15 protein-coding genes are annotated in these 14,101 nt (G+C 51.9%); all 15 read right to left on the minus strand.

All coding sequences use genetic code 11. The features are described from left to right. Positions 1-99: 99 nt before the first annotated feature. Positions 100-1,206 (minus strand): site-specific integrase, encoded by a 1,107-nt coding sequence (locus HY282_06915; GenBank protein MBI3803477.1) that lies wholly within the window; start codon positions 1,204-1,206, stop codon positions 100-102. A gap of 58 nt (positions 1,207-1,264) precedes the next feature. Beyond that, positions 1,265-1,498 carry an excisionase family DNA-binding protein gene (locus tag HY282_06920; GenBank protein MBI3803478.1) on the minus strand — a complete coding sequence of 78 codons (234 nt, stop codon included), beginning with the start codon at positions 1,496-1,498 and terminating at the stop codon, positions 1,265-1,267. 228 nt (positions 1,499-1,726) lie between these two features. Further along, on the minus strand, positions 1,727-1,945 hold the full coding sequence (locus tag HY282_06925) for a hypothetical protein (GenBank protein MBI3803479.1): 219 nt from the start codon (positions 1,943-1,945) through the stop codon (positions 1,727-1,729). Positions 1,946-1,959: 14 nt separating this feature from the next. Next, on the minus strand, positions 1,960-2,946 hold the full coding sequence (locus tag HY282_06930) for an SPFH/Band 7/PHB domain protein (GenBank protein ID MBI3803480.1): 987 nt from the start codon (positions 2,944-2,946) through the stop codon (positions 1,960-1,962). A gap of 72 nt (positions 2,947-3,018) precedes the next feature. Further along, the gene (locus HY282_06935; protein MBI3803481.1) at positions 3,019-3,555 is read right to left on the minus strand and encodes a hypothetical protein; all 537 of its coding nucleotides are present in this window, start codon (positions 3,553-3,555) and stop codon (positions 3,019-3,021) included. Continuing rightward, positions 3,552-3,926, minus strand: a complete 375-nt coding sequence (locus tag HY282_06940; protein MBI3803482.1) for a lytic transglycosylase domain-containing protein — start codon at positions 3,924-3,926, stop codon at positions 3,552-3,554. Before HY282_06940 ends, HY282_06935 begins: the two co-directional genes overlap by 4 nt. A 344-nt stretch (positions 3,927-4,270) precedes the next feature. Further along, positions 4,271-7,621 carry a conjugal transfer protein TraG N-terminal domain-containing protein gene (locus HY282_06945; GenBank protein ID MBI3803483.1) on the minus strand — a complete coding sequence of 1,117 codons (3,351 nt, stop codon included), beginning with the start codon at positions 7,619-7,621 and terminating at the stop codon, positions 4,271-4,273. Positions 7,622-7,624: 3 nt separating this feature from the next. Then, positions 7,625-9,049 (minus strand): conjugal transfer protein TraH, encoded by a 1,425-nt coding sequence (locus HY282_06950; protein ID MBI3803484.1) that lies wholly within the window; start codon positions 9,047-9,049, stop codon positions 7,625-7,627. 19 nt (positions 9,050-9,068) lie between these two features. Continuing rightward, positions 9,069-9,806, minus strand: coding sequence for a hypothetical protein (locus HY282_06955; protein MBI3803485.1), 738 nt, complete (start codon positions 9,804-9,806; stop codon positions 9,069-9,071). After that, positions 9,806-10,672 carry a conjugal transfer protein TraF gene (locus tag HY282_06960; protein ID MBI3803486.1) on the minus strand — a complete coding sequence of 289 codons (867 nt, stop codon included), beginning with the start codon at positions 10,670-10,672 and terminating at the stop codon, positions 9,806-9,808. Before HY282_06960 ends, HY282_06955 begins: the two co-directional genes overlap by 1 nt. Continuing rightward, entirely contained in the window at positions 10,641-11,126 is a 486-nt protein-coding gene (locus tag HY282_06965) for a S26 family signal peptidase (GenBank protein MBI3803487.1), read from the minus strand. Before HY282_06965 ends, HY282_06960 begins: the two co-directional genes overlap by 32 nt. Next, on the minus strand, positions 11,095-11,397 hold the full coding sequence (locus tag HY282_06970) for a hypothetical protein (GenBank protein ID MBI3803488.1): 303 nt from the start codon (positions 11,395-11,397) through the stop codon (positions 11,095-11,097). Before HY282_06970 ends, HY282_06965 begins: the two co-directional genes overlap by 32 nt. 34 nt (positions 11,398-11,431) lie before the next feature. Further along, positions 11,432-12,502, minus strand: a complete 1,071-nt coding sequence (locus HY282_06975; GenBank protein ID MBI3803489.1) for a hypothetical protein — start codon at positions 12,500-12,502, stop codon at positions 11,432-11,434. Continuing rightward, positions 12,492-13,487: a TraU family protein gene (locus HY282_06980; GenBank protein MBI3803490.1), complete on the minus strand. Its 996-nt coding sequence runs from the start codon at positions 13,485-13,487 to the stop codon at positions 12,492-12,494. Before HY282_06980 ends, HY282_06975 begins: the two co-directional genes overlap by 11 nt. Positions 13,488-13,497: 10 nt before the next feature. Beyond that, positions 13,498-14,079 (minus strand): hypothetical protein, encoded by a 582-nt coding sequence (locus HY282_06985; protein MBI3803491.1) that lies wholly within the window; start codon positions 14,077-14,079, stop codon positions 13,498-13,500. Positions 14,080-14,101: the final 22 nt, after the last annotated feature.

The following is a 14,101-nucleotide window of genomic DNA, read 5'->3' on the forward strand; positions in this document are numbered from 1 at the left end:
AACTTTATTCGTTTTACAAGTATTTATGATGATCGTTGGAAGAGCTTTATTTCGGTTTAGGAAACCGCTGCTCTATCCACCTGAGCTACGGGGGCTTTGTTATTTTTCAATAACTTGTGATTTAAGTTGATCTTTGGGATGGAGGATTGTAACCAAATTGTAACCATTTTTGATCAAATTTCGTTTCTCATGAATGTATTTTGAAATCTGCTTCGTCGCTTCTAGGAGATCCCCTTGAGATACGATATTATACCTGTTGAACACAGAATCAGTCTTATGCCCTGAGATCTTCTTCGCGACAGCCTGGGGCACCCCTGCCCGAACGAGGTTGCGAATCGCCGAGCGGCGAAGGTCATGGAACAATCGCCCTTCCAGCCCAACCCGCTTGCAGGCGGTTCTCCAAGCCCTGTAGATCCGGCTGAACCTCTCGCCCTGGTAATGACAAATCCAAGGACACCCTGGCCAGTCTTTCAGGGTGTTCAACCGCCACGCCTCAAGCGTCTCTCGAACATCAGGCATCATCGGTAACAGCCGACCCTCGCCATTTTTGGTAGTACCGGGGTCCAAGCGTATCGTCCCCAAGTCCCAATCGATATGATCCCACCGGAGGTTCAAGATTTCTCCCTGACGCATCCCAGTAAAATAAGCGATCGTTGCCGCCACCTTCAGGTGATCGGGCAGCGCGCCTCGCAAAGCGTAAAACTCTTCCAACTCGAAGAATCCCTTGCGGACATTATTTTCTCTTACAAGCTCGATATTGGGGATCTGGCCGACCAGGGTAGGCGTGTGCTTTTGCCCCAAACGGAACATCCGTCGGAGGGCCGCAAGCTCTCGATTGATGGTGCTGTCTTTAACACCCTCTGTCCTCCGCTTGGCCCGATAATCCATAACCTGCTCGGTCGTTATATGAGCGGCCCGCATCCCTCCGAAGCGCGCTTTTATCAATGCAGCGAATTGGCGAGCCCGGACCACCGATTTGCGATCATTGATTTCATAATCCTTCAGATAAAGATCCACAAGGTCATCAATTCGGGTTTTTAGAATCCGCCCTTCCGGGAGCCGCCCTTCAGCAACCCGTCCCTCCCGGAGTTTCAGCATCCGTTTGGCTATAGATTTCTTGTCTGAATGTGTGCTTTCAAAACAGGGTTTCCCATTCCGGTAGTATTTGATCCAATGGATTTTCCCTCTCTTGTAAATACTCCCCATAGCACACCCATCCAGGTACTGACCCGTCTGGCGCGATGTTAACACAAGTATCAGAATGTTACAAGATTTCGCGCACCTTATGTTGCTCAATAAAGCCATCAAGATCCTTTATATCCAGGTGTACCCGACGGCCGACCTTGATGGAGGGAAGCTCTCCTTTCCAGATCAATTCTCTGACGCTCCAGATCGAACGGCCAAGATAGATGGCGGCTTCCGAGATCGTATAGAGGCGTTTTAGAGACTGAGGTTGTGAATGGTTTCTGATGAGAGTATCCATTTTTAGTCGTTCCACCAGCGAGCCTTTTTTTTGGAAACTCCGCACGCTCTCGCTCTATCAACTCCGTCGTTGGTCTCTTCCGTTGTGAGGGAAAGACCTCTCCCTTCCCTGGATATGACATGAAAATCTGCGTTAGCAAGAGTGAAGTACTCAACAACGGTTAGGCAATCCAATGAACCTTCGTCAAACGGTGAGCCTGAATGAGTAAACTCGCAAAAACTTGAGTCTGCTTATGGGCTCATATCATGTTTTCGTACCGTTCTTGTTGATTTGAATCTTCACATTCTGGCTGAGATATTCTCGAATGGCCTCAGCCATCAAGTCCGGAATCGAGAGACCCTTCTCTCGGGCCGTGAGCGTCAGTAATGCTTGCTCATGCGGATCGAAATCATCAAATGAAAGTTGACTCGCCCCCCTGCCCCTCCTCGACGTCCGTTTTTTCGTCTCTGTAATCTCTGCCATTGCATGCCTCCTCATTATTTTGAATTTTTCTGATTTCTAATCAACAATTCCTTAATCCCACCGATAGAGCTTAAAAGTCCTGTGGCCTCGTAAGGCAAATAGACCACCTTATTTTCATTTCCTGAAACCATCCCCTTGAATGCCTCAATATACCTAAGTGCAATGAGATAATTCCCAGGATCATTTGCGAGGACATCCTTGATTTTCACGAAGGCCTCGGCCTCCGCTTGAGCCACTTTTATTTTTGCCTCAGATTCTCCTTCTGCCATTAAAATCTTGGCTCTCTTTTCTCCCTCTGCCCTATTAATTTCAGACTCTTTGAACCCTTCCGATTCCAGGATTTTCGATTTCTTCAGTCCCTCCGCATCCAGTATGGCCGCGCGCTTGTCTCGCTCTGCGCGCATCTGTTTTTCCATGGCGCCGATGATGTCACGGGGCGGATGGATATCCTGCAGCTCCACCCGATTGACCTGGACGCCCCATTTTTCTGTGGCGCCATCGAGGATTTCCTTCAGCTTGCTATTGATCTTGTCCCGGGAGGCGAGGGTGGAATCGAGGTCCATATCGCCGATGACATTTCTTAGGGTCGTCTGAGACAATTTCTCGATGGCATCCGGAAGATTTATAATCGAATAGACGGCTTTTACCGGATCGGTAATTTGGAAATACAGGATCGCGTTGATCTCGATAACGACGTTATCTTTTGTTATGACATTCTGCCGAGGGAAATCATAAACGGTTTCTCTTAGATCGATTCTGCTGATGCTTTCTTTTCGGATGAATGTTTTCCCGTCCCCGTCCGTTTTTACATATTTCCATTCGATCTCGCGCGCTTTTTCAATCATCGGAGAGATGAAGTTTACCCCGCTTTTCAATGTCCGCTTATAAGTCCCTAGCCGCTCGATTACCATCGTTTCGGACTGTTGAATAATCCGAAAGCCCTGTGATGCAATGAGTGCGACAATAACGATAACCATTCCGACAATGATGGTTGTACCCATAATGTTTCCTCCTTCTCGTTCCGGATGCAAATCCGATCCATCGTACTACCTCCATCAGGATCAGTTCTCTTTTCAATCAAACGTCAAATCAACATCCTTGCCGTCGCAGATTGTTTCGAGCTTGCTATTGAATATGCAGGCTCGTCCGGTAGCGACGTATTTACCTGGGCTTGGGATGATCTTTTGTCCCACGACTTTTCCAGAAAGAGAACAAATGACAGAGGGTAACCCGCCGGCGTTATTTTTGTAGTCACAGAAGGCCTCGCCAGTGTTCGAACATGGCTGAGTTGCGGGGCCGCAGTTGAGCGTCAAGACTGTCGTATCCGATGACGTCGATGACTGAGGGCTCACGTGCCATTCAAATGTGTAGATGGAGCTCGGAGAGGAGAACGCCGCATGCCAGTTAACGATGAAGCTCTTGTCTAGTGCCACAGAGGAGGTGTCAATATTATATTGATCCAACCGAACAAAATCCGGCGTCGCTTCCTGCGGTCCCGAGCTTGAGCCACAACCAAACAGGCCGAGGGCCGGACCCAACAAGAAAATAAAGAGGAGAAAAGTATATTTTCTTGCCGGGACAAGACTTAATTGCTGTGGTAGAAGGTTCATCGAGTATCTCCTTTCGGGAGAGAGAGAAAGATCTTCCATGCGTACGCTACCTTTTTCTCGTCGCTCGAAGCGTTGTAACAGCCAATCCCCTCCCATGAGTAGCCGAACCGCTTCATGCATTGTGATAACACCCACGCGCCGATTTTTACGTTCTGACACGGATCCGAAAGAGCGACCCATTGGTCTCGTCCCAGGACCTTCGCCCACGCTGAGTTTATTTGCATCACCCCAAAATCGTAGCTGCCATCGGGATTCTTATTCGTTGCTTTTGGATTAAAATTAGACTCCACCTTGGCGATGGTCCACAATAATCGAGGCGAGATTTTATAAAGCGCGCCTGCTTCCTCAAAACAGAAACCGTGACTCGACATTGGAAGCGTGAGCTCGAAAAAAATTAAAGAAATCAGAGTAATAACAACTGTTATCACTCCATTTTGCGGTAGTAGAGGTTTCAAGATTGACATTGGAACGATCCCTTGCTACCCTTAATGAGAGAAATACTTATCTAATTCTGGAACGGATACAATGAATGCCTTTTTGTCGATTCTAATTTTCATAACCGTTCTAGGGACCCTCTATCGCTTCCTCACCGGTAAAACGCTTGAAGCTCCCCCTAGACTTCGTCATCGCGGATCACTCGATATGCTGAATCCACATAACCACGGCCTTTTACCTGGAGATGTCGGGTACGAACCAGAAAAGCATGATAAGGGTCCTACTTCGTGAGCCGTTCCGCGGCGCCGATGAGTGTGTCCGCTCCGTAGTCGCGTGGGGCAGACGTTCTTGCCTGGTCATAAATCTGCTTCGTGAGGTCGCCCACCTGATCCGCAACATACTTCTGTGTCTCCTTCGGTCCCAGTCCTTTCTCATTTGCTTCACCCACGGATTGCCGCAGAACCCGATCATATTCTGATGATAAGAGATTTACTGTTTCCGATTCGCGAGAGGATGTTCCTATCCCAATCGAGGTTCCTGATCCGCCAAGCCTAATGCCGCCCGAGGCTTCGCCATCCATATATCCAGCATGGAGTCCTTGTCTTGAAATGAAACCGCCCACATCGTTTGCTAAATCCTTTGCGGTTTCGGCGACATTGGCTTCGAATCGACCGGGATTATATTTGTTCATCGTATGATCCGAGATCATAGAGGCGAGGGCGGGATCTTTTCTTAAAGCCATCTGCATCATCGAGCCGAAGGAGGTCCCGTGATCGATCGTGTTCTTATTGATATCTTCAGAGGTATTCCGTGACCCGCTGAGGCTGCTACTGTGCGCCTTCGTAACCGATTCCCATCCGCTCTGGCTCATTGAAAAATCCATTGTCCGTCCACTTTTTTCGTTGGTCACCGACAATTGCCCCATCTCCCCGCCTTGCGTAGGATAGCTGTACTGCACCATGGCCGATCGGCCGTTGTCCCCAAGGTACTCCAATGTATTCACAGCTTGGTTGGAAACACCCTCGGATCGGAGCGTCTTTGCGAGGCCTTTGAGCTGCCATGAATTGAGCGTTTCATAGCCTTGCACTCCTCCTTCGATATTTGCCTTTGAAAGGTTTAATCCAACGCCTGTGATATCCCCATTCCGATCCTTAACCACGCTTGATCTTAAAGCTCCATCTCCGCCGTGATCGACCGGTTTCATCTGAAGCTCATACATGGCCGAATCGGAATCAGCGCTATAATGCGATGTCCCGTCGGCGGCGGTTTTCCGTCCGGGGATGACACGATAAGCGTCCCGTAAGGATCCCTCAAGCGAAATCTTTTTTCCGTCTTCGGAGGTGCCATTGATATAGACTTGGCCGCCGACCTGCTGAACCTTTCCTGAACTGAGCTTATAACTCCCGTACGGCGTGTCTACCGTAAGCCCCTTTCCATCTCGGAAGGTCTTCTCGGCGAAGTCCTCACTTTTAACCGACGTCGTGTCGGACGCGTTAAACGTCCCTTTCCCGCTAGAAGGATCGATGGCGTAACTCGCCATCATCCCCGGCTTGATCATCGAAGTCGCCTGATTGTGTCCGGCATTCGATGAAACTTCTCTCACGACATCGATGTTTCCTTCCGTGACCGGACCTGAAAACGACATCGAGGCAGCCCGTCCGGTCTTCGGATCCGATCCGATGTCTGTGAGCCGCATTCCCGGGATGATCCCCTTATAGCCTTGCTTGGAAGCGGCCTCGGCCATATCCGGCGTAATCAAATGTCCGGTGGATCCGAACTCCGCGGCCTCAGAGGGTGTCTGAATTCCAAAGATCTGGTGGGCCTGGTCAAACCGTCCCTTTGATTCTCCGTATAGCGAGCTCTGTCTAAAATGCTGTGATTGCTCGCTCGCTGCGACGACGTTCCCTTCGGCGACATCGGATGCAAAGTGCTTTGTTCCGGCTGCGCTACCGCGCGAAGATTGCCCTTGGACCACACCGACATCGAACGACGAATCCATATCCTGCAGTCCCAATCCTTCTCCGACGCCTTTGGACATCGTGTTTGCCTTGGCGTGAGTCCTTTGCCCAAAATCCCACCGATACGCGTTGGACATGACGGGTGGAGAATTCTCAAGAGAGCTGATGAGACCGGCCGCGCCTTCGGGAGTCGCCACTCTTCCGGCTGCCTGGGCCGCATGCTGGGGAGAGCTGGTGATCCCTTCCGCGAGCATACCGAGTGAGTGTCCCCCGAACCGAACGAGCATGGTGGTGATGACCGTGGCGAGCATCAATCCGGACCAGCGGATGGCCCCGAATGCCGCGAGCGTCTTTAGCGAGGCGGTCCCAAAAGTAGAAATTGCCGTCAGCCCGAGCTGATATTGGCGGACCTCGGAAAAGGCCTTCACGGCAAAGTCCATTGCAAATTGATGGGCAATGGCGTCAGTGACCCCCCAAGCCGTCAACCAGATGAAAAATCCTGCGATCAAAGTCACGGCCTTGCCAAATAGCGGCGTAGGGATGAAGACGACCAAGAAGGGGAGCAAGCCGATCGCGATCGCCGTGGTGACCGCGCGAATGATCGGAATCCATTGGTTGGCGACGACCGCCGTGGAAAGGAGCGAGGTTCCGGTGTCCCTCCCCGCCAGGACGGCGATCGCCGTATCCGGGCTGGCTGATTGCGCCACCGTGGAGAGCGCTTCCGCCATGGCCTGTTGACGGTAAATTTGTGTCGTGTCGAATGCGGCCCCCTCGAACCAGCTGACCAGGTTTCCCAACATCGTTCTACACTGATTATATTCAGAGGGAATGGAGGGATCGAAGCCCGCGTCTGAGCATCGCGCCTGGGAGGTTTTGTCGAATTGAGTGGGATTGGTGATTTTCGCCTCGATCGCCGGCATGGCGTCAGCGCACTTCAGGGTCTGTCCTTCCGGTTTCGCGTCCTGGTAGAAAGTTGTGTAGATCGCCGGACTGGCCGCCTTCCGAAATAACGGGAGGAAGTCGGTATTATTCGCCAATGCGTTGATGCTGAGCGTTGTTCCAGGCCGCGCGAGCTCAAAATAAAGACAGTCTTCGATGTATTTTTTGAGCGACAGATGAATATACTGGTCCGAGAGAAGGATTCCCTTGGAGTGGACGTTTAGAAGCATATCGAAGCCGATGCCCCCCGCCTGCTGCTGATAGCCCACCGGATCGGCCGCGGTCGACACGATATCGACCAAACCTCGCTCGATCATGTTGAGCGTACCGACCACTAATACGAGGCCGTCCGGGATCCCGCCGACAACCTGAAACTGGTTTTTCACAGGGTCGTAAATGTTCAGATCTCCTTTGGGAACGACCAACGCCAAATAAATCGTAATCCCCATGCCGACCGGCCAGGTCCAAGCAAGAGGCGAGAGCCGGACGCCCGAGAAAGCCATGAAATAGACCGCCATCCCTCCCAGAAGAATTCCAAGTACGACAACGGTAAAGAAGAGGCCTTTATAATCGGCGTCGCTAAAGATCAGCGCAATCTTGGTAAACGCGCTGACCACCGCGTTAAACCCGTTATAGGTGTAATACTCCATCGTGAGCGCATGAGCAGGGGCTTCCGCCACGATGAGGAGTAAAAGAGAGAGAGCAAGAATTTTCGCCGTTCGGGGTCGGAGCATCTCTTATCTCCCCATGGCGCGGCTGGCCAAAGAGGGCCTGAAAACTTGGGAGAGCGAAGCGCGAGAAACTTCGTTGAACTGCTCGAGCCTCGCCGACAATTCCATGATCGTCGTGATTTCTCCGGCCATCGCCGCATACGATCGCTGAATTGCTTCCACCGAGGTATGGATGTGCACCGCCAGCTTCTGCGTCTGTGCGATTGCCGGCGCCATCAAATCGATTTGGCAATCCGATTGCCCCGTCTGTCCTTGGGCCGCCAATACCGACTGCGCAGTATAGAGACTCTGCAGAGCCACATGATAGAGATCGGACATCATGGAAAAGGCGTACGCGCGGGCGGTGATGTTCGAGAGAATCGCGATCGTGCTCCCCGGCTGATTGGAGATCACCGCGACTCTTAGGGCGGAGTAGGCTGGAAGCGGGAGGGTATTGATAAAGCCTTCTTCATCAGCGCTGAGGTTTTGGCTCAGCTGCATTTTCGTTGCGATCCCCTGAAGCTTGCTTCCTGCCCACTGATTGAGGTTGGCGTTCGCATCCGTGATCAGCTGGCAGCCGCTTCCGTCGGCCGGCCGAAGATACGCTTGCCCCGTGAAGAAGTTGTCGATCGCTTCTGATTTGTTCTGCTCACAGGGGGGAATAAGGATCGGCTCGATCTGGGTAAATCCGTTGGCGGAGGTCAACTGCGTGATCCCAATATCCCCGGTAAATCCCCGGGCAAGATCGATGTAGGCCGGGGGATATCCCTTTTTTTCAGCGATCGCTTGAAGCACCGTCTTTCCCGGCGTGGCAAAGATCTCCTTGAGTCCGGTGGGGCAGCCGGCGATCTGGTCACTATCGTGGACCGTCTGCTGATTGTTGTTGCTCTTCCAGGTGTCCGTCAGCTTTGCCCGCAAGGTCTGTAGTCCGCGGTTGAGGGAATAATCGCTTTCGGCCATCGCTCGGATCTCCGCATTGTCCTGGCCGAATCCTTCGAACGTTTTGGCTACCAACACCTTGGAGGCCTGGCAGTCGTTGAATTGAAGCTGATTAAGGGTATCGGTGATCGCCTCGAACGATTTGATCGATTTGGCGCACGGCTCGCAGAGGGTATTGAATGCAAGATCGAAGGCGACGGCCGGCGCATTTGTGAGCATCGCCTGAAGTTTCTGCACGAGCCGGTCAAAATCAAGGAACGATATGGCCCCTCCGAAAACGTCGATCCCCCCGCAGCCGGTCTTAACCCGCGGCGGGTTGAGGCTTGCGACATAATCGTTGCTATTAAACCACCGTGCGGAGAAACTGCCGCCATTGAAATACCCCCTCTTTTGGCCCTCGAAATATCCTGGGGCGGTCTCTGTCTTCTGGTTGATCCAGTCGTCGACCCAGCCTGCATAGCTTTGGATCGGAATGGTTAAAATAAATAGCGCGATGATGAATTTCTTGAACATGTCTCTCCTCCTTTGAGGCCTAACGTCGTAAAACCCGTCCCAGCCTTCCCCCGATCCAATATTTGTTGAGCCGACCCAGTCTATGGACGATCTCTAAAAAGAGGAGCGACGAATTCGAATCCAGACGGACGACCTCGGAAGAACGATCGTTGATGACCAGAAGGCCGACATCAAAAATCTGTTTGATTCCCTCCACCGTCTCATCCGTTCCGAGAATCTTTCGATCCGGGCTGATTCGGATGTGAGCCAATCCCTTTTCTATCAGAAGATCCCTGATCCCCGAGTACCTTCGATAGATATCTTTCGCGATCTGATACTCCCGGAGTTCCACGCCATGGAGATGAGTCCTGATTGCGAAATAAAAGAGAAATTTTGCGATACAGCTGCGATGATGTCCATCTTTTTCGATATAAAGCTTGCCGTCCGTTTTAATGTACGACATCTTCGGCGCTTTCTTTTTAACGCCATGGTAGTAATCCGGGTTCGTTTCAGCCAGAGAGAGATTTTCGGGCATTCGGCCGCCGGACCGGAGCAACTCCATCCAAGTCTTACCTTCGTAGCTGAGGTCCGTTGTTCCGACGACGTCAGAGATGTTGATGCTTTGATTCGGCTGCCACGATTCCTCAAAAGCGAACTCCTTCATTTTCTCGAATAGGACCCGATCGAATACCTCGATTTTCCTGAAGGCAAATTCCGGTGTGAGCCATAAGGCCTTTTTCAGAAGACTGTTTTCGATCTCGGGATGGGTCGGTTCCATTATCGGCTCCCCTCCTTGACTCTGAGCGGTTCTGAGGGATCGAACCCTCCGCCGCGCTGGAATTCATACATCGAGAATTCTTCGGGGGTGATCTCTTTGCCGAGAACACGAATTCCCCGATAGAGGCGCTCTTCCATGTCTGTCAGCGCGACGACCCCGATCGAAACCGGCATGAAATCCTTGCTGTTCTTGTGAATCAGCATCAGGAAGGGAACGGCCCGGACCTTAAACTCCTCCGCAAGTTCGGCGTTTCGGCTGATATCGATCTTTCGGATCTGCCAGCCGCGGTATTTTTCCAAAAAGTATCCCAATATTTCGTTTTGCTCCGCGCAGAAGTGGCATGTGGGAGAATAAAAATAGAGGAGCGCAAAGTCTCCTTTCGATTGATCGATCTTTTGACTGACCTCGGCCGTCTGCTGCCTTACTTTTGCCGCCTTCCCGGGGAGCGCATTCGGGAAGTCTCCCTCCAGAGAAAGCTCCGGATATTTTTGAACCACCAGCGCCGCGACATTGGCAAAGGCAAGCGCCTTCCGCCGGGCAATGTCTTGGATGGCGTAGTACTCCTTTACATTCTCAATCGTCGGGGCCCTTACCGCTTGTTTCTGGATAGAGATCAGGAGGGCCTGAAACTCGTCCGGATGCATGTTCCAGAGCTCTTCGGGTGAATGGCTGGAAAGAGATGGCGCCGGATTGGGCGCCTTCTCCGTCTCCTTCTTCTCCTCTTTCTTTTCGGGCTCCTTCTCGTACCACCACCAGCCATGTTTTGGCTCGATTCCCGCCTGTGCTTCTTTGGGAAACTCCGCGGCGTGCCCGAGAGCTGTTACGAGTAACGCGCTAAAAAATAGGATGAGCGATCGCAATAACATTTGTTTTCCTCACAAATCCGAAATATCTGGAATCAAAACTATCGATATGATTAGAAAAAACAAACAAACTGTCTTCTGGCACTCGTCCCTCGAACTGAAAGTTTTGGAGGGTTTCCCCTTTTAGGGAGTAATCTTTTGCCTGACCCAAATAGGTTTCGTTACAGTAGTAATATTTTTCCCGGACGCTGAGGGTGTCTCCTCCGGAGCACGCGACCTGTTTTAAGACCTTGTTGGTTTTTGCGCCTTCTAAATATTTCGAGTGCAATTCAAATAGCACGAAGGCGCCATTGCCCATTTGCTCTTTGGAGGGGGCTCGATCCAGAATGTAGATTCGATTCTTCAATGAAGGAGAAATCGTCACCGTGATCCTTTCGGGGATCGATGCGGAAGTCAGGAGCAACGCAGTCAAAAACACCGTCAAGCTAAGGGTTGAGGGTTTCTGTTTGGCTAACAATGACATCTCCCATGATGATGGTTTTGTTCTTCGGCATTCCGGCAATCTTTAGCTGAAGATTATCCAGGTTCTTCTTTAAGATCGCGTCATCGATTTTCCCTGAGAGGTAGAGCGTTCTCTGCTCCGCCATATAGCCCTTCATGTCGAGGGCGACGATCTTTGGAGCATAAAAATGGTCATAGACGAAAAGCGAGATCGCCGACATCACCAACGAAATGACCGTCGCCTGAATCCAGGCGCGGTGAGAGTAAACTTTTGCCGTTTCTTCCATTGACCACCTCTTGTTTAGAACCTTTTTGTGTTCTTTATTGTTGAAGTTTTGCCAAAATTCTTTTTAAGGAGAGACTCTTGGTCTCCTTTTGAATCCGTTCAACGACATAAGCAAGCGAGGCGTCTCCATAGAGCGCGTAATATTTGGGCGCCTCGCCGAGGCCTTCGCTGCCCCCCGGTTCTTCGGAGCGGTACGAAGGGACATAGACAACCGCTGGAACCTGGCGAATCTGATACATCCGAAAGAGCAACGGATCCACAATAAAATTGACGTTATAGGCGTCGCACTGCTTCTCCGTTTTCTTGCAGGCGGAGTCTTTTACAATGACATCCGAGACGAGTTTTAATGTCGGTTGGGCGTATTGCATGCCGCCTACGAATCCCCTCATCACCATGGTCACATTTCCGTCCGAGAGCCTAGCGATATCGGCCGCGTAGTTGCGCAGCGTCGCAAGCGGCATGGAGGAGGAGACAAAGACGTAGAGTCTCTCTGAAGAGGAGAGCGATCCGGTCTTTAGGGCAATCTCCGTTTGATCCGAAGGTGCTCCGCTCCCCTGGTGATCGACGTTCTTGTCTCTTCCAGCGACCTGGAATAGATCCCTCTTGATTCGCTCCGTTTCTTTCTGGATCTTTCCCTGAAACTCATCAGAGGCAAACTGACGGGCGGCTGCCTCGGCCGAGGTACTCCCCTTTTGATTGGCGGCGCCCTCCGGAATCCGGATTGTCTTCTCCATCGCCTTACTCTTCTCAAGCGAGTCCTGAATTAAATTTAAATCGACAATTTGCTGCTCCCGCCAGAAGGCGCCGTCGACGAAGACGCGGACCTTCTTAGTCGATGCGTCGATTTCAACCGGAATCGGATTCGCTCCGTCGGGGCAAGGGGAGGGTTGGGTCGTCAGGTATATCGCTTCCGATTCGACCCTCTCCAATGAATGGCAGGGAGTGGGCTTTTGGACGGCCGCCTTCTTTTTGCCGGAGGCGGTGTGTCCCTTTACCGTGACGAAGGCGATTACGATGGAGATAAAAATGACGAAAACGGCCGTTCTTGTTTTGCATCGAGATGCCCGTCCTTTTTTTAGTGTTTCGTTCGTCGACTTATCCCGCACAGCACACCCGCTTTCTGAAAATAATCCAAAGGAAGTTGTCGCTCGAATTCCCTCCGGCCGAAAAAGGAGGGTTTTTCCTGCCTCCCCAAATCATGCTCGATCGGCCGATGGGATGACAGGTGAAATCACGGACCGGATGGGCAATCTGGATCCGGTAGTTCTGCTTCACCCAAATCGGAGTTGGGACGCAGGAACAAAGGTTGACGCCGGTGTCGCAGACCAGAAGCTCCCGGGAGAGTTTATAAATCAGCCGAGCCGCGATCGCCGCGTTCGCCTGAACGTACGCATCGTCGTTTACATGGCCCGTCAAGGGATAGGCGCTACCCCAGGAACCCATACACCAGAAAAGAGCGCTCAACGGGAGCCCGGCATTGGCCGCAACGCTGTCGGCGATGCAAGACATCTGAGAAATGGGATTGGCAAACAGAAGCGCCTCCGGATTGATCGTAAAGGCCAGCATATCGTTGTTCCAGAGGGGGTCCACCTCGGTGATGTAGGCGACATCGAAGCCGCTGTGTTCGACGCAGACATAGTCGACCAACAGCTCTAGAATGGCCCAGACGGGAAAGATGAAGTAGTGGGCCTGTGCAAAAGTAGAGGTGTCGACCTGATTGTGAGAGGCGATTTCCGAGTGTGTTCCGCCCAGAAACCCTGGGGTCGGGTTCGGCAGCTGGACCCCCAGGCTGGGAAAATAATAGGGGTCCTTGACGGTTTCAATGAAGCGCGCGGGCTCCCAAAAACTGACCGGGATGCCGGGCCTGAAGAAAAGAGGGGGCGGAGCGGGACAGATGCAGACCGGGAATTGGGCGGCGTCGGGCGTGTCTATAATATCGCCTGGAACGAGCGTGATTCCTCCCAGCTTTATCGGAAAGATGCAATTCCAACAGACATCCGAAATGGGATTTATGGGAGCTCCGAAGCCGGCCGCTATAGAGCGATCTTCCTGGGCTACGATCAGAACGAAGAGTAGAAAGCCGAAAACCATTCTTCCTGGTTTATTTCTTTTCAGGAATTGCAATTTCCAAGACCTCCATCATGGGCCCTTTTTGCCGGGCGACGGCCGGGGTGAACTGTACGTCCAACCGCTCGACCAAAGCGGCGTTCGCGTAGTAAGCCGGTCGCTTGAGCTCCTCGATGATCGATTGATACGAGCCGTCTGTGATCAGAAGAAATACTTTCGGATCGAGCGCGTACTCTGATTTTCGAAACCAGGTGACTTGCTCTTTGTCCAGTCCGTCGATGATCACGAGCGTGTTCGGGAAGGCCACGAACTGAAGCGGATTGAAGGTATAGCCGCGAGGGTAGAGGACCCTTCCCTTACCGTCCGGGATGTCGGCCCCGAGGGTGTAAGCCATATCGATGATTTTGGTTTTATTGGTGACCGCCCGCGGGAGATGCTTTAGCCCGGTCGGATGGTAGGAGGCGATCGCCTTCTTCATCTTTTTTTCATCGAAATGTTTTTTCCAGTCCACCTCCTTTGCGCGGTTTTCGATTTCTGTCATCGAATCCGGTTCTGCGATGCTGTAAACGGCGCCGACCACGCCGAGGTTGCGGCCCGGCTCACTGGAATGCGCCATCGCATAGGATCCTCCGAAAAGG

This window comes from Candidatus Manganitrophaceae bacterium, from assembly GCA_016200325.1.
Lineage (GTDB): Bacteria > Nitrospirota > Nitrospiria > SBBL01 > Manganitrophaceae > Manganitrophus.

Excerpts from the sequence above, each read along its gene's own strand:
- HY282_06935 (MBI3803481.1), bottom strand. The coding sequence starts at position 3,555 with ATGAACCTTCTACCACAGCAATTAAGTCTTGTCCCGGCAAGAAAATAT.
- HY282_06960 (MBI3803486.1), bottom strand. The coding sequence starts at position 10,672 with ATGTTATTGCGATCGCTCATCCTATTTTTTAGCGCGTTACTCGTAACA.
- HY282_06915 (MBI3803477.1), bottom strand. The coding sequence starts at position 1,206 with ATGGGGAGTATTTACAAGAGAGGGAAAATCCATTGGATCAAATACTAC.
- HY282_06985 (MBI3803491.1), bottom strand. The coding sequence starts at position 14,079 with ATGGCGCATTCCAGTGAGCCGGGCCGCAACCTCGGCGTGGTCGGCGCC.
- HY282_06940 (MBI3803482.1), bottom strand. The coding sequence starts at position 3,926 with ATGTCGAGTCACGGTTTCTGTTTTGAGGAAGCAGGCGCGCTTTATAAA.
- HY282_06925 (MBI3803479.1), bottom strand. The coding sequence starts at position 1,945 with ATGGCAGAGATTACAGAGACGAAAAAACGGACGTCGAGGAGGGGCAGG.
- HY282_06970 (MBI3803488.1), bottom strand. The coding sequence starts at position 11,397 with ATGGAAGAAACGGCAAAAGTTTACTCTCACCGCGCCTGGATTCAGGCG.
- HY282_06950 (MBI3803484.1), bottom strand. The coding sequence starts at position 9,049 with ATGTTCAAGAAATTCATCATCGCGCTATTTATTTTAACCATTCCGATC.
- HY282_06955 (MBI3803485.1), bottom strand. The coding sequence starts at position 9,806 with ATGGAACCGACCCATCCCGAGATCGAAAACAGTCTTCTGAAAAAGGCC.
- HY282_06945 (MBI3803483.1), bottom strand. The coding sequence starts at position 7,621 with ATGCTCCGACCCCGAACGGCGAAAATTCTTGCTCTCTCTCTTTTACTC.
- HY282_06980 (MBI3803490.1), bottom strand. The coding sequence starts at position 13,487 with ATGGTTTTCGGCTTTCTACTCTTCGTTCTGATCGTAGCCCAGGAAGAT.
- HY282_06930 (MBI3803480.1), bottom strand. The coding sequence starts at position 2,946 with ATGGGTACAACCATCATTGTCGGAATGGTTATCGTTATTGTCGCACTC.